The organism is Streptomyces sp. HUAS MG91, from assembly GCF_040529335.1.
Lineage (GTDB): Bacteria > Actinomycetota > Actinomycetes > Streptomycetales > Streptomycetaceae > Streptomyces > Streptomyces tabacisoli.
The window spans coordinates 8,318,966-8,341,606 of record NZ_CP159534.1 but is presented as its reverse complement, the minus strand read 5'-3'; the positions used below and the strand labels follow the sequence as shown (position 1 = coordinate 8,341,606).

The window sequence follows — 22,641 nt, the reverse complement described above, 5'->3', positions numbered from 1 at the left end:
GTCCGGTGCGCTGAGCGCAACGCCGTTGCGCTCAGCGGCGAGAACTATGAGTTCAGTGGGGCGCGAGTGTCAAGGGTGTTCTTCGGCACGTCCGGGAACCCACTCGACCGCCTCGGACCTCGGGGTTTGACCGGACGCGCCTCCCGCCAGAACCGGAGGATGAGCATCACACCGCACCCCGACAACGCCGAGACGTGGGCCGCCTGCGGCCGGTTCCAGCTCGACCGTGGCTCCATGCCCCGGGATTCTGGGACGACGTCGGCCCCGGCGACGAAGTCCTCGGCCCGCTCGCCGGCCGACGCTTCCCAACATCCTGCCGATCCCGTCGCCCGATAAATTTTCCCGCGTCCTGTAAGAAGTGGGCCGTCACGCGCATTGCTCGGCGTAAGCACCGACACGAGGGGACGGCGCGTGACACAGGCGCAACGCTTTCGGGAGATGTACGAGGAGTGCTATCCGCGCGTCCTCGCCTATGCCACCAGCCTGGTGGGCCGCCAGGTGGGCGAGGACATCACCAGCGAGACCTTCACGGTCGCCTGGCGGCGGGTGCGGGACATCCCGCGGCCCGCGCTGCCCTGGCTGCTCGGGGTGGCGCGCAATCTGGTGCGCGAACTACGCCGCCGGGACAGCCATCAGTACGCGGTGGCCGCCGAGGAGGCCCGGCGGATCGGGCGGGGCGGCGGGGCGGACACCGGTGACATCGCGGCGGACGTGACCGACCGGGAGGCGGCGCTACAGGCCCTGGCGAGCCTGTCGGACGCCGACCGGGAACTGCTGACCCTGCTCGCCTGGCACGGGCTGACCGCGAAACAGGCCGCACGGGTCATGGGCTGCGCCACGGCGACGCTCACCGTCCGGCTGCACCGGGCCCGGCGCCGCCTGGAGAAGGCGCTGCAGACGGTGTCCGCGCCGTCGGCGCCGGACGCGCGCGCCGCCCACCTCAGCGACCACAAAGGAGCACTGACGTGAAGACGAGCAAGGACACCACCGGGCGCCCCGACGCCCTGCGAGCCCTCGCCGCCGCACGGCCCGACGAACTGGACCCGGCCCGCCTGGCCGGCGGGCCCCGGCAGCGCGAGGACCTGGCCCGCATCCTCGCCGAGGTCCCGGAGCGGGGCTCCGCGCCGTCGCCGCGCGGCCGCCTGGCGCTGAAGCCGCTCGGCGCGGTCGCGGCTCTCACGGCCGTCGCCGCGACCGCGGTGGTCGTGACGAGCCTCGACGGGCAGTCGCCGGACGGGCGGCCCGAAGCCGGACCGCGCACCTCCGCGACTGCCGTGACCGACGCCCGGCTCGTGCTGCTCAGCGCGGCCACGAAGGCGGAGGCGGCGCCCTCCGAGGGCACGTACTGGCAGACCGAGACCCGATCGGAGATCGTGGACGTCGCAGGGAAGGCCGGGCAGCTGTTCGCCGTGCGCGACGCCGCGTCGTCCCGGTGGTCGGTGGGCGTGCGCAAGGGGACGGACAGTCTGCTGGTCTCCGGCCTGAACTCCACCGTCGAGCCCCGGACTGCGGCGGACAAGGCGCGCTGGCGGGAGGCGGGATCGCCGGGCACGGTCGAGGCCGCCGCCTCGCTGAGGGAGGACGGCCCGCGACGTGCGTACACCTTGGGCACCGGGCGGCCGACCGTCGACCGGACCGCCCTCGGCGACAGGATCTATGCCCTCGGCCCGCGCAATGTCACGTACAAGGAACTGCGTCAACTGCCCACCGAGACACCCGCGTTGCGGCAGCTGCTGGAGCGGCTGCACGCGCAGGACGGCACTGCCGGGCAGGGCTCCGGGCGTGCTGCGTGGCTGCTGCGCGTCGCGGCCGACCTCGTCACCATGCCGGTGGAGCCGGGTGTCCGGGCCGCCGCCTACCGGGTGATGGCGGATCTGCCCGGTGTGCGGCTGAGCGACGGCGTCAGCGATCCGCTGGGGCGCAAGGGCGTCGGCGTCACGTTCCCGGTGACGAACCGCACCCCGCTGGGCACCGTCCGGGAGCGGCTCGTCGTCGACCCGTCCACCGGTGAACTGCTCGCCGACGAGACCCTGCTCACCGAGCCGTCGGCCAGGGCCCGGGAGGCCGGGCTGAAGGCGGGCACGGCGGTCGACTACTCCGCCACCACCAAGGCGTCCTGGTCCGAGCGGCAGATCGCGGTGCCGGGGAACGCCCGGCACTGAACCGTTCCGGGTAACCCCCCGAGGGGCCCGCCCGGTGTGCGTGCGGGTGTCGGGGGCACATGGGGAGCGTGCCCCTGGGCCCGGACCCCGCCCAGGGGCACGTCATCTCAGCGCGCGGACGACGCCGACGGCGATGGTGCCGGCCGCGGCGCCGAGCATGACCAGGCGTGCGAGGCCTTCGAGGTCGCGTGGCTCGTCGTGGTCGAGCGGGCACGCGCACAGGCCGTCGGCGCAGTGCGGGGCGTCCAGCCAGTACGCGTCCGTGAGGCGCGCGTAGTCCCGGTGAGAGAAACGGTTCAGCTCGTCGTCCATGCGCAGTCCAACCTGCCCGGGTGGATCACGGCACGGGCTGTCAACGCACATCCCGCGGGTTCACGCATCCGTGGATCCACAGCTCACATGATGAACGCGGCGACCCGGCCCACCACGGTCGGGCCGCCGCGCGGCGCCGGGTCCGGCCCGAGGGGATGCGCACGCCGGACCGACGCCGAGCCCGCGGCCGGCTGTGCACCACCCCGCCGTCCCTGGCGGTGAACCGCGCGCTCTCGCCGGATCAACCGGTACGGCACTCAAGGGGTTCTTGGATGCACTCCTTACGACTGAGAGCCGGGTTCGCCGGTTGACGGTCGTCCGAACGTGCCGGCCGTGTCGCGGCGGGCCGTCAGTGCTCCGCGCCGAGGGCGGTGACCGCCGCCTTCGCCGCGTCGGCCAGGAGCTTGTCGTCGGCCTTGATGTCCTTGGCACCGTCGCGGTAGGTCAGGATCGCCATCACGAGCGGCTTGCGGCCGGGCGGCCAGACGACCGCGATGTCATCACGCGCGCCGAAGTAGGAACCGGTGCCGGTCTTGTCCCCGACGATCCAGCCCTCCGGCACCCCGGCGCGGATGGTCGTGTCGCCCGTGGTGTTGGCCCGCAACCAGGCCGTCAGCGTGCGCCGCTCGGCGGTGGGCAGGGTGTCGCCGAGGACCAGTTCGCGCAGGTCGGCCGCCATCCGCCGGGGAGTCGAGGTGTCGTGCCGCTCCCCCGGGCTCCAGCGGCTCAGGAAGGGCTCGACGCGGTCGGTGCGGGTGATCCCGTCGCCGAGTTCCTTCTTGAGGAACGTGCCCAGGCGGCCGGGGCCGCCGAGGTCGTCGAACAGGACGTTGGCCGCGGTGTTGTCGCTGTAGCGGACGGCGGCGTCGCACAGCGCGCGCAGGCTCATGCCGGTGTCCACGTGCTTCTCGCTGACGGGTGAGTTCTCGATGACGTCGGCGCGGTCGTAGTGCAGGACGCGGTCCATGCCGTCGCTGCCGTTCTTCTTCAGGACGGCGGCGGCCAGGAAGGACTTGACGGTCGAGTTGTAGGAGAAGCGCCGTTCGTCGTTCCAGGCGACCTCGCGGCCGCTGCCGGTGTCGAGGGCGTAGAGGCCGAGGTGCGCCCCGTAGGTGCGCTCCAGGCGGGCGAACGCGTCCTTCGCGGCGTCGCGCCCGGAAGTGCTCCCGGATCGGTCGGCGGCCGCCGTGGTGGTGGTGGTGGTGGCCGCTCCGCCGGATCCGGTCCGGCCGTCCTGGCCGCAGCCCGTCGTGGACAGGACGGCCAGAGCCGCACAGGCGGCCAGAACGGCCCGGCCGGCACCGGCGGATCGGCGACGGCTCGGTCGGTGGTGCTGCATCGGTCGAGTCCCTTCGACGGGCCCCGGCCGGGGATCGCGGCGGATCCCGGCGCAGGGTACGGACGGCCCGTGCCCCGAACGGGCCCCGGCCGGGGCATCGGTGACGCCCTGTCGGACACCCTCGCCGGTCGGGCGGTTCGTCGGCCAATGCACTCGCCGCGGTTTCCATGCCGGATCCGCATAGAGTGGCCGGGTGGATCTGCTCGGAGCATGTCGCGCCTTCGTCAGCGTCAGCGACCACCACGGGTTCACCGACGGCGCGGCGGCCGCCGGTGTCTCCCAGCCGGTCGCCAGTCGCCGGGTCGCCGCGCTCGAAGAGCTGCTGGGGGCGCGGCTGTTCGAGCGGACGGTGCGGCGGGCGGTCCTCACCCCCTTCGGCCGCGAGATGCTGCCGCACGCCCGGCGGCTCGTCGAGGACGCGGACGGTCTGCTGCACGAGGCGGCGGCCGCGCACCGCAGACCCTGGCGGCTGGCCGTGCCGGACATCTGCACGACGAGCGGTCTCGCCCGGCTGATCGCCGATGCCCGCGGGCTCGGGATCGCTCTGGAACCCCGTACCGAACCACCGGCCCGACGCGCCGAGTTGCTGCTCGCCGGACGGGTCCGGGCGGCTCTGCTCGCGGTGCCCGCGGCCGAGGCGGTGTGGCAGGTTCCGCTCGGCCTGGCCGCCGCCGGGGATCCGGGCGAGGGATACCTCCACGTGGAGACGCTGCGCCTGGGGCGCACCGGGCGCGGCCCCGCCCGCAAGGTCTGGCTCCAGCCGGAGGACGACGTCCCGCACGTGCGGGATCCGCTGGCCCGGCTGCGCGACGCGGTCGGGCTGCGCCCCGCGCAGCTGGCGCGGGCGAAGGACCTGACCACGGCAGCGGCCGAGGTGCACGCGGCGCCCGATCTGCTGCTGTGCTCCATGGTCCAGGCCCGCGCGCTGGGGCTGCACTGGCGGCCGATGGGAGAGTTCACACCGTTGCGCGGCTATGTGCTGCGCACGGCGGCGCACACCACTCCCCCGCCTGCGCTGACCCGGCTCGGTGTGCGACTCGGCCGGTGCCTCGGCGCCGACACCGCCGCCGAAGGTGCGGAACGTCCGGACCTCGTACCCGCCCCGCCCCACGAAGGAGTCGGCGCATGACCACCGAAGCTCTCCTGCGCACGCTGCGCGAGGAGCTGACCGACGGCGGGCTCCGCGCCAGCCTCCTCGTCCGCGACCTCGGGACGGGCGAGGAGATCGGCATCGACCCGGACGTGCCGCTCCCGTCCGCCTCCCTGGTGAAGGTGCCGCTGGCGCTGGCCACGGCGGACCGGATCCGGCGCGGTGAGCTGGACGGCGCGCAGGCCGTCGAGGTCGCGCCAGGGCGGATCACCACGGCCGGCCCGACGGGCCTGAGCCGCTTCCGGCACCCGGCCCGCGTCGCCCTCGACGATCTTCTGTACCTGAGTACGTGCGTCAGCGACGGCCGGGCGGCCGACGCGCTGTTCGACCTCACCCCGCCGGACGCGGTCACGGCGCGGCTGCGCGCCTGGAACCTGACCGGGATCACCGTGCGGCACCGCACCGAGGAGCTGACCGAGACGCCGCAGGAGCGGCTGGAACCCGGCCAGGCGCATCTCGCGCACGCGCTGGCGATCGGGGCGAGCACGGCGGGACGCGGCCACCGCGTCCCGCAGCTCGACACCAGCCGGGCCAACACCGGCACCGCCCGCGCCTGGGCGGATCTGCTGGAGGCGATGTGGCTGCCGTCGGCGGTGCCGAGTGGCACGGCCGCCCGGGTGCGGGAGCTGATGCGGCACAATCTGATCCGGCACCGCCTCGCCCCGGACTTCAGTTCGGACGCGACCGTCTGGTCCTCCAAGACCGGCACGCTGCTCAATCTCCGGCACGAGGCGGGGGTCGTCGAGCACCTGGACGGGCAGCGCTTCGCCGTCGTGGTGCTCACCGAGTCCCTGGTCCCCGCCGGGGTCCAGCCCGGCGCGGAGGCCCTGATGGGACAGGCCGCCCGCGCCCTGCGCGACCACCTCAGGCGGCGCGCCCGCGTGGCCGTGCACGGCTTCCCGGGAGGGCCCGATCCGGCCCCAAAGGAAGACCGATCGACCCCATAACCGATACTTATGGGGTCATAGACAGGACCCGCCTATCAACTAAGGCTTGCCTTACTTTAAGATTCTCTTCGAGCACCACCCGCCCCACTCGAAGGGAACCTCACCATGCCTCGCCCTCTGCGGGTCGCCATCGTCGGCGCCGGCCCGGCCGGTATCTACGCCGCTGACGCACTGCTGAAGTCCGCGACGGCCGTCGAACCCGGGGTGTCCATCGACCTCTTCGAGCGCATGCCGGCCCCCTTCGGCCTGATCCGCTACGGCGTGGCTCCCGACCACCCCCGGATCAAGGGCATCGTCACCGCCCTGCACCAGGTCCTCGACAAGCCGCAGATCCGCCTCTTCGGCAACGTCGACTACCCCCGTGACATCGACCTCGACACCCTGCGGTCGTTCTACGACGCGGTGATCTTCTCGACCGGCGCGACCGCCGACCGCGCGCTCGGCATCCCGGGGATCGAGCTGGACGGTTCCTACGGCGCGGCGGACTTCGTCTCCTGGTACGACGGGCACCCCGACGTGCCCAGGACCTGGCCGCTGGAGGCCGAGAAGGTCGCCGTGCTCGGCGTCGGCAACGTGGCGCTCGACGTCGCCCGCATCCTCGCCAAGACCGCCGACGAGCTGCTGCCGACCGAGATCCCGGCGAACGTGTACGACGGGCTCAAGGCCAGCCGGGCCAAGGAGATCCACGTGTTCGGGCGGCGCGGTCCCGCGCAGGCGAAGTTCAGCCCCATGGAGCTGCGCGAGCTGGACCACTCCCCCACCATCGAGGTCATCGTCAACCCCGAGGACATCGACTACGACGAGGGCTCCATCGCCACCCGGCGGGGCAACAAGCAGGCCGACATGGTCGCCAAGACGCTGGAGAACTGGGCGATCCGCGACGTCGGCGAGCGGCCGCACAAGCTGTTCCTGCACTTCTTCGAGTCGCCGAGCGAGATCCTCGGCGAGGACGGCCGGGTCGTCGGTCTGCGCACGGAGCGCACCGAGCTGGACGGCACGGGCAACGTCAAGGGCACCGGCACACACACCGACTGGGACGTCACTGCGGTCTACCGCGCGGTCGGCTACCTCTCCGACGAACTGCCCAAGCTGCCCTGGGACGTGGCCTCCGGCACCGTTCCCGACGAGGCCGGCCGGGTCATCGAGGACAGCGGGGACCACCTGGCGTCCACGTACGTCACCGGCTGGATCCGGCGTGGCCCGATCGGCCTGATCGGTCACACCAAGGGAGACGCCAACGAGACCGTGGGCAGCCTCCTGGAGGACTTCGCCGCCGGCCGGCTGCACACCCCGGCGTCCCCGGCGCCGGAGGCCGTCGACGCGTACCTCGGTGACCGGGGCGTCCGCTACACGACGTGGGAGGGCTGGCACCGGCTCGACGCCGCCGAGCGGGCGCTCGGCGAGCCGCAGGCCCGCGAGCGCGTGAAGCTCGTCGAGCGCGACGAGATGCTGGACGCCAGCGGCGCCTGACCGTCGCTCACGAGAAGGGCCGCGTCGACCACGACGCGGCCCTTTCGCGTGCCCGGCACAGTGGTTGATTCCCGCAACTCGCGCCCCTCGTACACCGGTTGCCTGAGTCAGGCATATACAGAGGGTCTGTGCCTGATCGCCGTCAGCGCCTAAAGTGCTGTGCAGACCTCCGTTTCGACGGTTGCAGGCATATGCCGTACGGAGGTCGAGGCCCCCAGTCCCAGGGCCGCGCCCAGAACGGCCGGAGCGGCGTCATACGCCGACACGCTGCCCGGCCCTCCGTCCTCGCGGGCCAGCTCGGGATGCCTCCCGCGCGTCCCGGCTCCGTCGAGGGCGAGGTGCGCGCCGTGCCCGGGAGGGGAGCCCCGGGTCCGCGCACGGGCGGCCGCCGCCGGCGCGGGCCCCTGGTCCCCGGCGGCGGCCGCTGTCGAACACGACGAACATCCGTCCGAACGAGCGTGCCGCACGGTTCCGTTCACGCCAAACGAACCACGGTTTCCACGCATCCTCAGCTCCGCAACCTCCCGTTAACCCCACGATCGCCATTGCACAGCTAACCTGCTTCTTGACCATCGTTTGACCATTCGTTGGCATTCTCTTGATCCGTAAAGAACGGGAGCGTGGGCGTGTGTTCCGTGGTGAGGGGGCGCGCGGAGGACATACCGCCGCACACCGTCGCGCCACCGCGGTCGCGGCACGCCGTCGCACGCTCGTTCGCTCCCGCACACGCCTCCGAGTGGACCGGGGCGCACCCCGCCCCGAAAGGCCCCCGCCCCCTACCGCGACAGAGCAGTCGCACCCCGTCCTGCAAGCCCGACGCGCTCCCCACAGCGCGCCAGGAGGAATCAACGCATGCAGCCCCTCATCGACAACGCCCGTACGTTCGGAAGGCGCCCTGAGGAGTTCGCCCGGCTCGCCGACGGCCAGTCGCCGCAGGTTCTGTTCATCACCTGCTCCGACTCGCGCGTCGTACCGGCCCTGATCACGGGCGCCCGCCCCGGTGAGCTCTTCGAGCTGCGCACCGCGGGCAACATCGTGCCCGCGCATGCCCCCGACCGCCCGTGCGGCGAGACCGCCACCATCGAGTACGCCGTGCAGGTGCTCGGGGTCCGGGACATCGTCGTCTGCGGGCACTCGCACTGCGGCGCCGTCGGCGCCCTGGTGCGCGGCGACGACCTCGACGCCGTCCCCGCCGTGCGCGACTGGCTCGCGCACGCCGCGGACACACCGTCCGCCGCCGACCCGGCCGACCCGACCGTCTCCGAAGCCGTGCAGCGGCACGTGCTCACCCAGGTGCTCCGGCTGCGCTCCTACCCGTGTGTCGAACGACGGCTCACGGAGGGGCGACTGCGGCTGCACGGCTGGTACTACGAAGTGCACACGGGAAGGGTGCGCGAACACCGCTCCGCCACCGACTCGTTCGAGGCTCTGTGAGTGCCCTGATGACCAAATACCCTCACTTCAAGCAGGACTTCACCGCCTCACTCGTCGTCTTCCTCGTCGCGCTCCCCCTGTGCGTGGGTGTCGCGGTGGCCTCCGGCGTCCCCGCCGAACTCGGCCTGGTCACCGGCATCGTCGGCGGCATCGTCACCGGTCTGATGCGCGGCAGCAGCCTCCAAGTGTCCGGCCCCGCAGCCGGGTTGACGGTGCTCGTCTACGAGGCGGTGCGGGAGTTCGGTCTTCCCGCGCTCGGTGTCGTGGTGCTCGCCACCGGGCTGCTGCAGATCGGCATGGGCGCGCTCAAGGTCGGGCGCTACTTCCGGGCCATCTCGGTCTCAGTGGTGGAAGGGATGCTGGCCGGCATCGGGCTCGTGCTCATCGCCGGTCAGCTGTACTCCATATTCGCGACCGAGGCGCCCGAGTCGGGGATCGGCAAGGTGGTCGGGCTGCCCGGCGCGTTCGTCGACGCCCTCGGCAGCACCACGTCGCTCGCCTCCCTCGCCCTGGGCGCCGGCACCGTCGCCGTCCTGGTGCTGTGGAAGCACCTGCCGCGGCGGGTGCGCGTGGTGCCCGGTCCGCTGGCCGCGGTGGGCCTCGCCGTCCTGGCGGTCCTCGTCCTCGACCTGCGGGTGGCCACCGTCGAGGTCAGCGGGCTCGTGGAGTCCGTGCAGCCACCGTCCCTCGACACCTTCACCGACCTCGCCGGGCTGAGCCTGGCCGGGACGATCGTCGCGTTCACCCTGATCGCGTCGGCCGAGTCGTTGTTCAGCGCGGCGGCCGTGGACCGGATGCACGACGGTCCCCGGACCTCGTACGACAAGGAGTTGCTGGCGCAGGGCGCGGGCAACACGGTGTGCGGCCTGCTCGGCGCGCTGCCGATGACGGCGGTGATCGTGCGCAGCGCCGCCAATGTGCAGGCCGGTGCCCGCACCAAGGCATCACGGGTCCTGCACGGCGTGTGGCTGCTGCTGTTCGCGGCGCTGCTGCCGGCCGCGCTGGCCCACATCCCCGTCCCGGCGCTCGCGGGTGTGCTCGTGCACGCCGGGGCGAAGCTCATTCCCGTACGGACCGTGGTGGGTCTGTGGCGCGATCAGCGCGGGGAGGTGCTGATCCTGGCGGCCACCGCGGTGTCGATCGTCTCCGTCAGCATGTTCGAGGGCGTCCTCGTGGGTGTGGCGCTGTCCGTCGTGAAGACGGCGTGGGACGCCTCGCAGGTGAAGCTGGAGGTCGTCGACAAGGGAGCGGGGCCGGTGCAGGCGCATCTGTCGGGCAACGCGACGTTCCTGCGGCTGCCGAAGATCCTCGACAGTCTGGAGGCACTCCCCGACGACCGGCCCGTCGAGGTGGATCTGTCGGGGCTGCACCATCTCGACCACGCCTGCCGGACGGCGCTGGAGAGCTGGGCCCAGCGGCACAGCTCCGCCGAGACGGAACCGGTGAGGGTCACCTCGGCCTGACGCGGCCCGCACCGGATCCGGGCCCGACCGCCGTGCGCCCCCACGGCGGTCGGGCCACACCGCTGTCCGCTGCCCGCCGTCCGTTTCCGTCGTCTTCAGGCGTCCTCGGTCGTCTTCAGGCGTCCTCGGTCGTCTTCAGGCGTCGAGGACCGCCGCGACGGCCTCGATCTCGACGAGTTGGTCGGTGTAGCCGAGCACCGTGACGCCCATGAGGGTGCTCGGCACGTCGTGCGCGCCGAAGGCGTCCCGGACGACGGCCCAGGCGGCGACCAGATCCTCCTGCCGGGTCGAGGCCACCAGCACACGGGTGCTGATGACGTCCTCCAGGGTGGCGCCGGCCGCCGCGAGCGCGGTCCGCATGTTGGCGACGCACCGCGCCGCCTGTCCTGCGTGGTCGCCGACGGCCACGGTCGCGCCGTCCTCGTCCAGCGGGCACGCCCCGGCGAGGAACACGAGCCGGGCGTCGGCGGGCGCGGTCGCCGCATACGCGTACTCGGCCACGTCGGACAGCGCGGCGGAGCGGATCAGGGTCACGGAGCGGGGCACGGGCCTGTGGTTCCTTTCCGGCAGGTGCTCCCCGGGGCGGGGAGCCCGGTCATGCTGCCACAGCCCCGTGCCCGTCCGCCCCTTGATTCCGCTCGGGCGCTCCGGCCCGGGCGGGACGGCATGGGCGTGACGTGCGGGACGTCAGGCGTTGACGTCGAACGGGACGCCGTCGGGCAGGGCTGCGGCCAGATGGCTCGGGAAGGCGGAGTCCTTCAGGCCGAAGGTGGCGCTGCCGAAGTCGTGGGCGCTCAGGGCGTCGCGCAGGCCGGGCGGATAGCCGTTCCAGCCGACGAGGGTGGGGAACTGCCAGGTGCCGCGATGGTTCTCCGGGGGCTCGTCGCCGGCGGTCGCGGCGCGGAAGCAATGGGTGCCGATGCCGTCCTTGTGGTAGACGATCTTGGGGTGGGTGCCGTCCCAGCGGATCTGGTCGCGGGGGTGGACGACGAAGTCTCCGTGGGCGGAGGTGGCGACGTACTGGGCGGTGCCGTCCTTCACCCAGACGACGACGTGCTCCCAGTCGTGCCGGTGCCCGCCGAGGCCGCTGCCGGGCACCGCCTGGTCCTTCTCGAAGTAGAGGCCGTACATGACGGCGCACCAGCCGTTGTTGCACTTGGTGCGGGCGTAGCCGTTGGTGTTGGCGAGGTCCTCGGCGTCGCGGCACTGGCCGTTGAGGGCGCCGCTGGGCTTGAGTCCGCCGTTGAGGGTCCCGTCGGCGCCGATGGCGGGTGTCGGGTAGCAGCCGTCGGTGTCGTAGTCGTACGCGGGCTGGAACGTGGCCTCCGTGCCGTCCGCGTTGCCGGGGAGCGCGCCGGGCGGGGCGGCGAACGCACTTCCGGCGAGTGCGACGACCAGGGCGAGGGCGCCGCCGGTGACGAGGGACGCTCTGCGCAGGGTCCGGGTGGGCTTCACGATGCTCTCCTGTCACTGCGTTGGGGGATGACGCATGCAGGAAGTGTCATGCCCATGTCGCAGGCGGGAGACTCGGGCTGTCGGCCCGGAAGTCGGCCGTGGCGCGCGGCGGGCCGGCGTCAGCTCGCGAGGCCCTGCGGCTGGGCGTGACCGGTGAGGGCCCGGACGAAGGCGTCCTCGGCCTCCGCGCTGAAGAATCCCCTGATGCCGCGCAGGAGTTGGAGCGCGGTGCGCACACCGGCGGGCAGCGGGCCGTACAGGGCGGCCGCGAGCGCGGGGTGCTTGTCGGGTGCCGTGCGAGCCGCTTCGAGGTGGAAGTGGGCCTGGGCCAGGTCGCCGCTGCCCGCGTGGCGCACCGCGCAGGTCACGTCGCGGGAGGCGCTGCGCGACACTTCGAGCAGGGACTGGATGCCGCTCAGGTTCCGGTCGTCGACGGGGGCCGGGAGCGTGGCCCATTCCCGTACGGCGGCGCTGAGATGGCCGTCGGCCCGGTCGAGGATCTTCGCTATGGCGGACAGCCGCCCTGCTTCGAGATGAGTCTGAGGTGTCATGCCGAATCCTTTCATCCCCCCTGCGGTCGAGCCGTGTCTCCAGCGGTATCACCCGGGTCGGGCGCGGCGAAGCACCGTACGGGGGGCGCACCGCATGCGCAGAGAGAGAGCCTCCGGCGCATGGCGGGAGAGTTGAGGCACGGGGCGGCGCACGCGTGCCGGGTCGGCCGGCAGGCTGCTTCGGGGAGCTCCCCGACGGAATGGGCCCTCACCGGGCGGCAGTTGGGGACGGGACGCGGCGACCTTACGCGGTCCGTCTGCGGCGCGACGGCCGTCAGCCGTCGCGCTCCACGGTGACCGGGAAGTCGACGTGCCGGAACGGGTTCGGCAGACCGTGGGCGGCTGCCCGCTCGGGGTCGTCGACCACGGCGAAGTCGCGGACCAGGCTCTCCTTGACGCCGAAGACCGCGTCGGAGTCCAAGTAGGGCGAACCGGCGACGAACAGATGGGTGGTCAGGGTGCGGGTCGCCGGTGAGGTCACCGCTACGTGGATGTGGGCGGCCCGGTAACTGTGGCGCCCGGTGGCCCGCAGGAGGCCGCCCACGGGGCCGTCGGTGGGGATCGGATAGTGGCGCGGCACGATGGTGCGGAACCGGAACCGGCCGTCCTCGTCGGCGGTGAACAGTCCGCGCAGATTGCGGTCGGGGACCTCGCCGGGGCGCTGCACGTCGTAGAAGCCGTCGGCGTCCGCCTGCCACACGTCGACGTGCGCGCCCGCGACGGGGATGCCGTCGGCGTCCGTGACCCGGCCGGTGACCAGGCACGGCTCGCCTCCGGCGGCGGCTTCGTCGATGGTGTCGCCGAGTGCGCGCGGCGGTGAGTCGACCATGTGGAACGGGCCCTCCACCGTCGATTCGGTCAGTCGGCCGTGCGCCGGACGGGCCAGGGTCTCCACGAGCATGGAGAGCCCGAGCACGTCGGACAGCATGATGAACTCCTGCCGGCTGTCGTCGCAGGTGTGGCCCGTCTCGGTGAGGAAGCGGATGCCCGCGGCCCATTCGTCGACGGTGAGGTCCACGTCCTTGGCGAAGGCGTGCAGGTGGTGGACGAGGGAGCCGAGGATCGCGCGCAGTCGCGGGTCGGGGGTGCGCGCGAAGCTGTCGGTGACGATCTCGGCGGAGCGCTCCGCCGTGAACAGCGACGCGGGCGCCGGCGTGACGGTCTCCGCCTCACGCTGGGCGCGGATCCCGGGGTCGGTCTGGTGAGTGGTCATGATTCTCCTGCCCGGCTCGGTCGGGTGGGTGTCCTCGTCCATCACAACACCGACGGAGCCAACTCCTCCGCACGCTCGCCCAGTTGGCGGAGCGCGCGGGGCGTCGACGGTGCCGCCGCTCAGGGCTTGAGCCAGATCCGGAGCGGGCCGAGCGCCGCGAACCCGTGGCGCAGGGCGGCCGTCAGGTCGTCACCGTGTTCGTAGCCGACGACGGGCAGGCCCGGGCAGAGGCGGTGGGCGGCGTCCAGGGCGCCGGGCCAGGCGGTGCCGGATGCCGTGTCGCGGGAGAAGACGTTGGAGACACCGACCGTGTCGGCGCCCCGGTTCAGCACGGCGCCCGCGGCCACGCGCCCCCGCGTGTCGTGTGCGGCGATCACGTGGATGTCCGGCGTGTCGAGAAGCGCGGGCCCGAAGAGGCCCGCGTCGCCGTTCCCGTCGTCCCAGGCGACGGCCCAGGCCCGCAGGGTTTCGGCGTCGCGCACCACGTCCCAGGCCGGGGCCGGTCGCGGGACCGGCGCGCCGGCCGGGCGGTGGATCCAGCGGGCCTCGAACAGCACCCGGAACCCGGCGCCCGTCAGGTCGAGGTCGCCGAAGCTGTCCTTGACGGTGGCGCCCGGCGCGGCGGTGTCGATCCGCGCCACGAGCGCGGCGGCGTCCGCGCCGGGGGCCAGGGTCACCGCGTCCGGGTAGTACGGGGGCGTACGGACCGGGGCCGCCCAGGCGTCGTCGGTGAACGTGCCGGTGACGCCGTGGGTGCGGCTCATGGCCGCGCACCACAGGGCGTTGTTGCGGGCTGCCGCGTGGACCGGTGACTGCCGCGGGATCGTCGTCATGGAGGATGATCCTGGCCGGTCCGGGGCGTCGGCACCAGCGAATTCGGCCAGCGCCGACACCCCTGCCGGGCGCCGGTCAGGCCGTCGTCAGGGTCAGACCGAAGCGGTTGAGGATCTCGTTGACCGGCTGGTACCAGGTCTCGCCGCCGCCGGTGCAGTCGCCCCAGCCGCCGGAGGTGACGCCTTGGGCCTGGTCACCGCTGATGAACGAGCCGCCCGAGTCGCCGGGTTCGGCGCACACGTTCGTCTTGGTCATCTCGTGCACGGCGCCCTGGCTGTAGTTGACGGTCTCGTTCTTGGCGAGAACGGTGCCGCAGTGCCAGTGCGAGGTGGAGCCGGAGCGGCAGATGGAGGCGCCGACCGGGGCCTCGGCCGAGCCGCGTACGAGCTGGTCGGAGACCGTGCCCCAGCCGAGCACGACGGGCACCGTCCACCAGCCGCTGCCGACGTTGACCCAGGCGTAGTCGTTGTCGGGGAACGACGAGCCCTGGATGTTGCCGACGTAGGAGCCGTCCCAGCCGTTGACGCCCTGCCCGGCGCCGCCGCAGTGGCCGGCGGTGACGAAGCCGCCCTGCACGGAGAAGCCTATGGAGCAGCGGACGTTGCCGGTGTAGAAGGGGTCGCCGCCGACGGTGCCCGCGGCGAGGGTGGAGGGCGCGTGGTCGGTGGTCTCGACCTTCAGCGAACCGCCCGCCCGGCGGGCCTGGGCGAGAAAGTCCTTGACATCGTTGTCAGCCCGCTGTCCCGCGACGACGTCCACGACGACGCTGTTGGCCTTCCAGTCGACGCGCCAACTGGCCACGCCGGAGGGGGCCTTGAGGTCGTCGATGCGGGCCTTCGCTGCGTCGAGCTGCCGGGCGCTGCGGGCGACGAGTTCCACGTCGGCTCCGGTGGCCCGTACGGCGTCGGCCCTGGCACTGTCGGCGAGGGCGACGGTGAGCCGGCCGTCGCGCGCGGTGAACCAGGATCCCGCGTAGTCGGACCCGGCGGCCCGGCGCGCCTGCCGTTCGGTGGATGCGGCCGCCTTCTCCTTGGCCAGGCGCGTCTCGGCCTGGCCGCGGGTGAGGCCGAAATCGTGCTGCATGGCGGCGAGTACGCCGTCGGAGGCGGGGGGCTGCGCGGTGGCCGTGGCGGCCGGGACGAATCCTGCCGTCGCGCAGGCGCCCGTGACGACGAGGGCGGACAGGACGGTGCGCAGGGAGGTGGTACGTCGTCTCGTACGTCTCATGGTGCGACCCTTCGTTGTTCCAGTGATGTGGGGGTGGAACCGAACGGAACAGCACGGCACGCGCTGGGAGCGCTCCCCAGGGGTGCCGGTGGCGCAGCCTAGCGAGGGATCATGGACAGGTCCATGCCAATCGTGGGGTGCGATCCGGCCAAGGTCGGCGCCTCAGAGATGGGCGCGCAGCGCGAGGGCGATCTCGTCCGCCTGCTCCGCGGAGACCCGCCCGCGCCGCGGCCCGTGCAGCAACTCGAAGACGCCGGGCCCGCGTTGCGCCGCGGGGAGTTCCGCGGCGCGGGGCACGATGTGGAAGTGGACGTGGGCGAATCCGTCGGCCTCCGCGAACTGGGCGACGTACGTCTTGGCGCATCCGGTGACTTCGCGCAGCGCCCGCGAGGCGCCCACCTGCCAGCCGCCCAGGGCCGCGGCCTCAGAGTCGCTGAGGTCGTGCACCGCGGTCACATGGCGCCGGGGCAACAGGACGAGCCAGCCGGGCAGGGCGCTGGTGAAGGAGTGGGCGACGCGCCAGTGGGTGTCGTGGGCGACGCGCTCGCGCGGCGGCAGGTCGTCGAACCGGGCTTCGTTGGCGCAGGCGTAGCAGACGGCGCGCGCGGACGGCACGGGCGGCAGCGAGTTCATGAGACTCACGGTCCCGCATCGCGCGGGTCTGTCGTAGAGGGCCTGTCGGGCGTCACGGGCCGTCCGGGGCCGCCGCGTTCAGACCTGCGCAGGCAGACCGAGGACGGCGCGCACGGTGCGGACGACGCCGTTTTCGGTGTGCGCGGGGGCGCGGTGGCGGGCGCGGCGCAGCACGTCGGGGTGGGCACCCTCCATGGCGTACGACCACTCGGCGGCGTCCAGCATCTCCAGGTCGTTGAGGTAGTCGCCGAAGACCATGGTCTGGGCGGGCGTGATGCCCAGTTCGCGCTGGAGGCCGCGGACGGCGACGCCCTTGTTCGCGGTGCGGTTCATGACGTCGACCCAGTGCTCCCCGGAGACGACGACCTGGTGCGTCGCGGTGAGGTCGGCGAGGGCCGGGGCGACGGTCCGCTCCGCCCGGCCGAAGTCGAAGACGGCGACCTTGATGACGTCGTCGTCGACGGCGGTGAGGTCGTCGACGACGCGGTGGTCGCGGTAGTACTTGCGCACCTCGGTCATGAACGCCTCGTCGGAGCGCTCCACGTACGCGGACCGCTTGCCGCAGACGACGACGCCCACGTCCGCCGCCGCGCCGTCCGCGCCGCCGGTCTCGTCGGCGAGTCGGCGTATCGACTTGACGATCCAGGAGGCGACCGCCGGGTCGAGCACGTCCGAGCTGAGTTCGGTGCCGCCGCGCACGACGTAGGTCCCGTTCTCCGCGACGTAGACCATGCCGCCGTCGTCCACGGCGGCGAACTGGGCGGCGAGCGTGGCGTACTGGCGGCCGCTGGCCGGGCAGAAGACGATGCCACGCCGGTCCAGCTCCGCGAGGAGCGGCCACACCTCGTCCGGTACGCGTCCGTCGGCGTCGAGGAGCGTGCCGTCCATGTCGGTGACGACGAGGCGGATGTCGGGCGGGGTGATGGGACGGGCGGTCTGCTCTTGCTGCGTGGTCACGGTGGTTCCTGGTTCGGAGGTGTGGTCGGGAGGGGTGGTCAGGTGGTGAGGGCCGGGTGGGCCGATGCGACGACGAGGGTGCGCAGGCGGTCCACCGCGTGGGCGCGGGCGCCGGTCAGCTCGGGAGCGGGCAGCCGGGCCGCGACGACCGGGACGGGGCGTGGGCCGTGGCGGAAGCGGTCGTCGAGCGCGGGCACCAGCGCGGGGCCCCAGCCGCCCCCGACGACGACCGTGCGGGGGTCGGCGAAGGCCACGGCGGCCGAGACGACGGCGCCGATCGCCTCGGTGAGGGCCGTGCGCGCTCCTGGGTCGCCGGGCGCCGCGAGCCGGGCGAGCAGGGCGGCGACGTCGATGGCCGTGGAGCCCGCCCGGCGCAGGCCGAGCGCGGCGAACACCTCGGTGAGCGGCAGGGCACGGCCGTCCGGGCCCGGCACGCAGAGGTGGGCGATCTCACCGGCGAAGCCGTGGTCGCCGCGGCGCACGTCGCCGTCGCAGACGACCGCGCCGCCGAGTCCCTCGCCGAGGTGCAGGTAGACGAAGTCGTCGACACCCTGGGCGCAGCCCTCGGCGCGCTCGGCGCGGGCCGCCCAGTTGACGTCGTTGTCGACCAGCACGGTCCCATCGGCGCCGACGTACGGGGCGAGGACGCCCGGCGGGTCGAGGTCACCGACGAGGAACGGCGCGTCCGGCAGCTGCGCGAGGCGGCCCGTGCCGCGGTCGACGGGGTCCGCGGCGCTGACGACGGCGGTGCGCAGCCGGCCCCCGGTGCGTCCGGCGAGACGTCGTACGGCCGAGTCCAGGGCGTCGCCCGCGGCCCGCCGGCCCGCGTCCGGCCCGAGCCCCGCCTCCTCGCGCGCCCGCACGCGGCCGAGGGCGTCGACGGCCTCCGCGATGACCCCGTGCGGGGTGATCCCGACCACGAGGGCCGCGCCGAGCCCGGGGGCCAGCCCGTAGTAGGTGCCGACGCGGCCACGTCCCGTGGTGCGCTCCCCCGTGTCGACGACCAGGCCCGCGGCGGCCAGCCGCTGCACGCTGTCGGAGATCGTGGGCCGGGAGATGCCGGTGCGGGCGGCGATCTCGGCTCGGGTGAGCCGGCTCTCGGACATCAGGGAGCGCAGCACGTTCTCGTCGGTGAGTGCGCGCAGCATCTCCAGCGACGGGCGCGGCACCGGGTGTGACGAGGGCATATCCCCAGTCTAGCCAATCAAGTAAGGAGTCCTTCCCAAACCTGTTCGCGGTGCCGCGGGAATTGGCCGGTCGGGGTGAATCCGCCTACGTACACGACGAGCCGGTGCCGGGACGGCACAGACGTGTCCGTGGCCCGCACCACCCCTTCCGTCGCGGAGGGGCGCCGGTGGGCCGGTCCGTGCCGGACGGCGCCGGCGAAGCCGCGGTCCCGGCAGCCGGAGGGGGCGTACGCCGACGGCGCCGCCGGGCCGACCGCTCCTCAGCACACGGGAGGAGGGCGGCGTGGACGGGTCAGAGCACGCGGTGCATGACGTGCAGCCCGACGCGGCCGTGCCGGGGATGGTCGAAGGCGTCCGGCACGGTGCCCAGGACGGTGAAGCCCAGGGAGGTCCACAGCCGTACGGCCGGGTTCGTCTCGACGACGGCGTTGAAGACCATCGCGCGGTATCCGTCGGCCTTCGCGGCGGCCAGGACGTGCTCGGCCAGCGCCCGGCCGTAGCCGTGGCCGCCGTGGGCCGGGTCGACCATGAATCCGGCATTGGCGACGTCGCGGGCCGGGCCGCCGTAGTTGGGCTTCATGTACGCGGTGGCGACGAGGTCGCCCGCCGCGTCCTCGGCGACGAGGACCCGCTTGCCCGCGCCCTGCGTCCACAGGGCGCGGGCCTCCGCCTCGCTCGTGCGGGGGTCCCAGGTGTAGGTCTCCCCCGCGGCCACGATCTGCCGCCAGAACGGCCAGACACGCTCCCAGTCGTCGGCGCGGAAGTCTCGGATCCTCATGCGGCCGAGTCTGGCACAGCACGGTCGTGACCTGGTCAGTTGCCCCAGCTGGAGATGCTGGTGGACAGCTGGTTCATCACGTTGGCGACGCCCTCGCCGAAGGGGGTGGGCGCGACGAGGATGCCGAGGACGAACGCGACCAGCATGACGAGGAACGTGTCGACCCGCTTTCTCGGCGCGACGGGGCGACGCAGGAGAACCAAGGCGATGATGCCCAGCAAGACGGCGACGTCGATGGTGATCATGTGACGGCCCTCCCCGTGTCCGGCTGACAGGCGCCGACCCTCTCCTGTCTATCCGCCGTCCTGTGCGCTGTCCGCGCCTCCTTCAGGGTTGGCCCGAAGCGGCCCGCGGGCCCGGAAGCGGGCCGGGCGTCCAACCCGACCCCGGTTGACCGGGCTCGACGGGGGCGTCGTAGGGTCCCCTTTTGTCCGTAGCGCAGGTCCCCCTGCACCGCATTCACCTGGAGTTTTCGTCGTGCCCGCACCGTCCACCGCCCCGGCCCCGATCTACGACCAGCTGGTCGACGAACAGGGCGACGTCCTGGCCGTCGCCCGCGAAGCGGCGCAGGAGACCGAGCGCACCGCCGAGAACGTGCTCGACTTCGGCCACGGCTCCGAGGCGGAGCAGACCGACTGAGGCCGCGGGCCGGCACCTCCCCGACCACCGGTCCCGGCCGTCCCTGGTCACGACCCCGTGCACACCTATTGACCAGTTTTCCAACTCGTCGGTAGCTTCAATGGTCAGCGCGCTGAAATCCCCTGTCTCGTACGGAACTTGGCCATGAGCCGAGCCGGTTTCGAAGGAGCTGCAGATGGTGATTCGCGCGTTCCGGGGCGGACGTGTCGCGGCAGTGGCGGTGGCGTCCGGCGCGGCCCTCGCAGGGCTTGCCGCACCCGCACAGGCGACCGGTCAACCCCTCCCCTACGTGGCGCTCGGCGACAGTTACAGCGCGGCCTCCGGCGTCCTGCCGCTCGATCCGTCCGCGTCCCCGCTGTGCGCCCGGTCCACGAAGAACTACCCGCACGTGATCGCGGAGCGCACCGGCGCCGCGCTCAGGGACGTGACCTGCGGCGGCGCACAGACCAAGGACTTCGCCGGGGCCCAGTACCCGGGCGTCGCCCCGCAGCTGGACGCGCTCGGCGCGGACACCCGCCTGGTGACCATGACCATCGGCGGCAACGACAACAACACCTTCATCAGCACGATCCTCGCGTGTGCCGCCGCCGGGGTGCTCTCCGCCGGTCAGGGCAGCCCGTGCAAGGACCAGAACGGCACCAAGTTCAGCGACGACATCGACACGAAGACGTATCCGGCGGTGAAGGCGGCGCTGCAGGCGGTGCGGAACAAGGCGCCGGACGCGCGCGTCGCGATCCTCGGCTACCCGTGGATCATGCCGGCGACGGCGCAGTCGGGCTGCTTCGCGAAGATGCCGATCGCCAAGGGTGATGTGCCGTACGTCCGCGACATCCAGACCCACCTCAACACGGCGGTGCGGCGGGCCGCGGCCGAGACGGGCGCCACGTACGTGGACCTGGCCCAGGCGTCGGAGGGCCACGACGCGTGTCGGGCGAGCGGCACCCGCTGGGTCGAGCCCGCGCTGTTCGGCACCAATTTCGTGCCGGTGCATCCGAACGCGCTCGGGGAGTCGGCCATGGCCGACCGGACGATGTCGGCGCTCGGCCTGGGGTGATCCACCACCCCTGAACGGCTCATTTCGCCAGGGAAGCGCACGGGAGACCTGCCTACGGTGAGGCGTCAGGATCTCGAGGCTTCGGCGAGGCGGAGGGCCCGTGGGCGACGAGCGGCAGGGCACCGGCGGGAAGCGCGGTCTGTGGATCGGCGGCGCGGTGGCCGTCGTCGCCCTCGGGGCGGGTGGCTGGGCGCTTACGGCGGCGGGCGATCCGGCTCCCCGGACCGGCCCGCTGTCGGCCGCGGAGATCCGCGGTGCCGCCGACGGGTTCCTCGACGCCTGGGCCGACGGCGACGCGGAGCGGGCCGCGGACCGCACGGACGACGCGGCGGCCGCCGCCCGGGCGCTGCGCGACTACCGGGAACGCGGTCACCTCACCCCCGAACGCCTCACGGCGGGCGCCCCGAAGGGCGCCCGCGTCCCCTTCTCGGTGCGCGCCCGGTTCTCGTACGAGGGCGGGCGCGCACCGGTGTCGTACGACTCCGGGCTCACCGTGGTGCGGCGGGCCGGGGACGGGGAGCCCGTCGTGGCCTGGCGGCCGGCGGTGCTGCATCCCCGGCTGGTCGGCGGTGCGCGGTTCGAGGCGCGGGAGACGGGCCCCGCGCGGGTCGACGCCCTCGACCGGACCGGTCGGCCCCTCGACACGCGGACCTTCCCGTCGCTCGCGCACGTGGTGGACGGGCAGCGCGGCGGCTACGGCGGCAGGGCGGGCGGCCGTCCTGGCGTCGAGTTGCGGACGGCACCCGGCGGTCAGGTGCTGGCCTCCGTGCCCGAGGGGGCGCCCGGGCGGGTGCGGACCACGATCGACGCCCGCGTCCAGAAGGCCGCCGAGCGGGAGGTCGCGCTTCGGTCGGACGCCTCACTGGTCGTGCTCAAGCCGTCCACCGGCGAGATCCTGGCCGTCGCGGGTTCCGGCGCGAAGGGTGCGGACACGGCGCTGCGGGGGCGGCTCGCGCCCGGCTCCACGATGAAGATGATCACCGCGTCGCTGCTCCTGGAGAAGAAGCTCGCCGCCCCCGACCGGCCGCATCCGTGCCCGAAGAACGCCTCGTACGGCGGCTGGAAGTTCCACAACGTCGACGACTTCGACATCGTCGGCGGTACGTTCCGCAGCAGTTTCGCCGCGTCCTGCAACACCGCCTTCATCACACAGGCGGGCAGGATCGCCGACGACGCGCTGTCCCGGCAGGCCAGTGACGTGTTCGGGATCGGCGAGCGCTGGTCGGCGGGTGTCGACGTGTTCGCCGGTGCGGTCCCGGTCGAGCACGCCGCGTCGAAGGCGGCCTCGATGATCGGCCAGGGCGAGGTGCGGATGAATCCGCTGACCATGGCGTCGGTCGTCTCCACGGCACGGACGGGAGAGTTCCGGCAGCCCTACCTCGTCGCCCCGGACGTCGACCACCGGACGCTGGCCACGGCGCACCGGAAGCTCGATCCGGCCGCGCACGCGCAACTGCGTGATCTTCTGCACACGACGGCGACGTCCGGTTCCGCGTCCGGCTCCATGGCGGGGCTGACCGGTGACATCGGCGCGAAGACCGGATCGGCCGAGGTTATCGGGCAGAAGAAGCCCAACGGCTGGTTCGCCGCCTGGCACGGCGATCTCGCCGCGTCCGCCGTGATGCGGCGCGGCGGACGCGGCGGCGAGTCGTCGGGACCGCTCGTGGCGGCCGTCCTCAGGTCCGCGCGGTAGCGGAACCGCAGGAGAGAAACGGTAGAGATACCGCAGACGGGAGACCCCCGGGGAGCTCGCCGCGCCGTGCGGCTCACCCCGCCGGGCACTCAACTCGGCGCCGGACCCGCCGCGTTCGGTCCTGTGGCCACCGCACCCCTGCC

At 73.1% G+C, this 22,641-nt stretch carries 23 protein-coding genes; 10 read left to right on the top strand and 13 right to left on the bottom strand.

Annotation, left to right across the window (positions count from 1 at the left end):
• Positions 1–411 precede the first annotated feature (411 nt).
• Together ABII15_RS37825 and ABII15_RS37820 are read left to right on the top strand one after the other, a co-directional pair.
• Entirely contained in the window at positions 412–969 is a 558-nt protein-coding gene (locus ABII15_RS37825; RefSeq protein ID WP_353946820.1) for a sigma-70 family RNA polymerase sigma factor, read from the top strand.
• Positions 966–2,162, top strand: a complete 1,197-nt coding sequence (locus ABII15_RS37820) for a CU044_5270 family protein (protein ID WP_353946819.1) — start codon at positions 966–968, stop codon at positions 2,160–2,162. The genes ABII15_RS37825 and ABII15_RS37820 overlap by 4 nt, the downstream gene beginning before the upstream one ends.
• A 102-nt stretch (positions 2,163–2,264) precedes the next feature.
• On the opposite strand, the gene ABII15_RS37815 is transcribed toward ABII15_RS37820, so the two are convergent.
• Both ABII15_RS37815 and bla read right to left on the bottom strand, forming a co-directional pair.
• Positions 2,265–2,474, bottom strand: a complete 210-nt coding sequence (locus tag ABII15_RS37815; RefSeq protein ID WP_353946818.1) for a hypothetical protein — start codon at positions 2,472–2,474, stop codon at positions 2,265–2,267.
• Between the two features lie 349 nt (positions 2,475–2,823).
• Complete coding sequence (gene bla / locus ABII15_RS37810) at positions 2,824–3,813, bottom strand: class A beta-lactamase (protein WP_353946817.1); 990 nt, start codon at positions 3,811–3,813, stop codon at positions 2,824–2,826.
• 193 nt (positions 3,814–4,006) lie between these two features.
• Between bla and ABII15_RS37805 the strand changes: the two genes are divergently transcribed.
• The 5 genes from ABII15_RS37805 (at position 4,007) to ABII15_RS37785 (ending at position 10,277) form a co-directional block, all read left to right on the top strand.
• Positions 4,007–4,942, top strand: a complete 936-nt coding sequence (locus tag ABII15_RS37805) for a LysR family transcriptional regulator (RefSeq protein WP_353946816.1) — start codon at positions 4,007–4,009, stop codon at positions 4,940–4,942.
• Positions 4,939–5,910: a serine hydrolase gene (locus tag ABII15_RS37800; RefSeq protein WP_353946815.1), complete on the top strand. Its 972-nt coding sequence runs from the start codon at positions 4,939–4,941 to the stop codon at positions 5,908–5,910. Before ABII15_RS37805 ends, ABII15_RS37800 begins: the two co-directional genes overlap by 4 nt.
• A gap of 105 nt (positions 5,911–6,015) precedes the next feature.
• Complete coding sequence (locus ABII15_RS37795; RefSeq protein WP_353946814.1) at positions 6,016–7,380, top strand: FAD-dependent oxidoreductase; 1,365 nt, start codon at positions 6,016–6,018, stop codon at positions 7,378–7,380.
• Positions 7,381–8,232: 852 nt separating this feature from the next.
• Positions 8,233–8,814 (top strand): carbonic anhydrase, encoded by a 582-nt coding sequence (locus ABII15_RS37790; RefSeq protein WP_353946813.1) that lies wholly within the window; start codon positions 8,233–8,235, stop codon positions 8,812–8,814.
• A gap of 8 nt (positions 8,815–8,822) precedes the next feature.
• Positions 8,823–10,277, top strand: a complete 1,455-nt coding sequence (locus tag ABII15_RS37785) for a SulP family inorganic anion transporter (protein ID WP_353946812.1) — start codon at positions 8,823–8,825, stop codon at positions 10,275–10,277.
• Positions 10,278–10,412: 135 nt separating this feature from the next.
• On the opposite strand, the gene ABII15_RS37780 is transcribed toward ABII15_RS37785, so the two are convergent.
• The 11 genes from ABII15_RS37780 to ABII15_RS37730 form a co-directional block, all read right to left on the bottom strand.
• Positions 10,413–10,823 (bottom strand): Rid family hydrolase, encoded by a 411-nt coding sequence (locus ABII15_RS37780; protein ID WP_353946811.1) that lies wholly within the window; start codon positions 10,821–10,823, stop codon positions 10,413–10,415.
• 141 nt (positions 10,824–10,964) lie between these two features.
• Positions 10,965–11,732 carry an NPP1 family protein gene (locus ABII15_RS37775; protein ID WP_353946810.1) on the bottom strand — a complete coding sequence of 256 codons (768 nt, stop codon included), beginning with the start codon at positions 11,730–11,732 and terminating at the stop codon, positions 10,965–10,967.
• A 119-nt stretch (positions 11,733–11,851) separates the two neighbouring features.
• On the bottom strand, positions 11,852–12,283 hold the full coding sequence (locus ABII15_RS37770) for a hypothetical protein (protein WP_353946809.1): 432 nt from the start codon (positions 12,281–12,283) through the stop codon (positions 11,852–11,854).
• Positions 12,284–12,557: 274 nt separating this feature from the next.
• The gene (locus tag ABII15_RS37765; protein WP_353946808.1) at positions 12,558–13,496 is read right to left on the bottom strand and encodes a dioxygenase; all 939 of its coding nucleotides are present in this window, start codon (positions 13,494–13,496) and stop codon (positions 12,558–12,560) included.
• A 119-nt stretch (positions 13,497–13,615) separates the two neighbouring features.
• Positions 13,616–14,329, bottom strand: a complete 714-nt coding sequence (locus ABII15_RS37760; protein WP_353946807.1) for a hypothetical protein — start codon at positions 14,327–14,329, stop codon at positions 13,616–13,618.
• Positions 14,330–14,405: 76 nt separating this feature from the next.
• Positions 14,406–15,557, bottom strand: coding sequence for a S1 family peptidase (locus tag ABII15_RS37755; RefSeq protein WP_353946806.1), 1,152 nt, complete (start codon positions 15,555–15,557; stop codon positions 14,406–14,408).
• A 162-nt stretch (positions 15,558–15,719) separates the two neighbouring features.
• Positions 15,720–16,190, bottom strand: coding sequence for an HIT family protein (locus ABII15_RS37750; RefSeq protein ID WP_353946805.1), 471 nt, complete (start codon positions 16,188–16,190; stop codon positions 15,720–15,722).
• Positions 16,191–16,268: 78 nt separating this feature from the next.
• Positions 16,269–17,147, bottom strand: a complete 879-nt coding sequence (locus tag ABII15_RS37745) for a Cof-type HAD-IIB family hydrolase (RefSeq protein ID WP_353946804.1) — start codon at positions 17,145–17,147, stop codon at positions 16,269–16,271.
• 38 nt (positions 17,148–17,185) lie between these two features.
• A complete protein-coding gene (locus ABII15_RS37740; RefSeq protein WP_353946803.1) occupies positions 17,186–18,334 on the bottom strand; it encodes an ROK family transcriptional regulator in 1,149 nt (382 codons plus the stop codon).
• A 292-nt stretch (positions 18,335–18,626) separates the two neighbouring features.
• The gene (locus tag ABII15_RS37735; RefSeq protein WP_353946802.1) at positions 18,627–19,112 is read right to left on the bottom strand and encodes a GNAT family N-acetyltransferase; all 486 of its coding nucleotides are present in this window, start codon (positions 19,110–19,112) and stop codon (positions 18,627–18,629) included.
• Between the two features lie 35 nt (positions 19,113–19,147).
• Positions 19,148–19,357, bottom strand: coding sequence for a hypothetical protein (locus tag ABII15_RS37730; protein ID WP_353946801.1), 210 nt, complete (start codon positions 19,355–19,357; stop codon positions 19,148–19,150).
• 232 nt (positions 19,358–19,589) lie between these two features.
• Between ABII15_RS37730 and ABII15_RS37725 the strand changes: the two genes are divergently transcribed.
• From ABII15_RS37725 to ABII15_RS37715, 3 genes are all read left to right on the top strand, one after another.
• On the top strand, positions 19,590–19,751 hold the full coding sequence (locus ABII15_RS37725; RefSeq protein ID WP_353946800.1) for a hypothetical protein: 162 nt from the start codon (positions 19,590–19,592) through the stop codon (positions 19,749–19,751).
• 175 nt (positions 19,752–19,926) lie between these two features.
• The gene (locus tag ABII15_RS37720) at positions 19,927–20,805 is read left to right on the top strand and encodes an SGNH/GDSL hydrolase family protein (protein WP_353946799.1); all 879 of its coding nucleotides are present in this window, start codon (positions 19,927–19,929) and stop codon (positions 20,803–20,805) included.
• A 100-nt stretch (positions 20,806–20,905) separates the two neighbouring features.
• Positions 20,906–22,498 carry a penicillin-binding transpeptidase domain-containing protein gene (locus ABII15_RS37715; protein ID WP_353946798.1) on the top strand — a complete coding sequence of 531 codons (1,593 nt, stop codon included), beginning with the start codon at positions 20,906–20,908 and terminating at the stop codon, positions 22,496–22,498.
• The last annotated feature ends 143 nt before the right edge of the window (positions 22,499–22,641 follow it).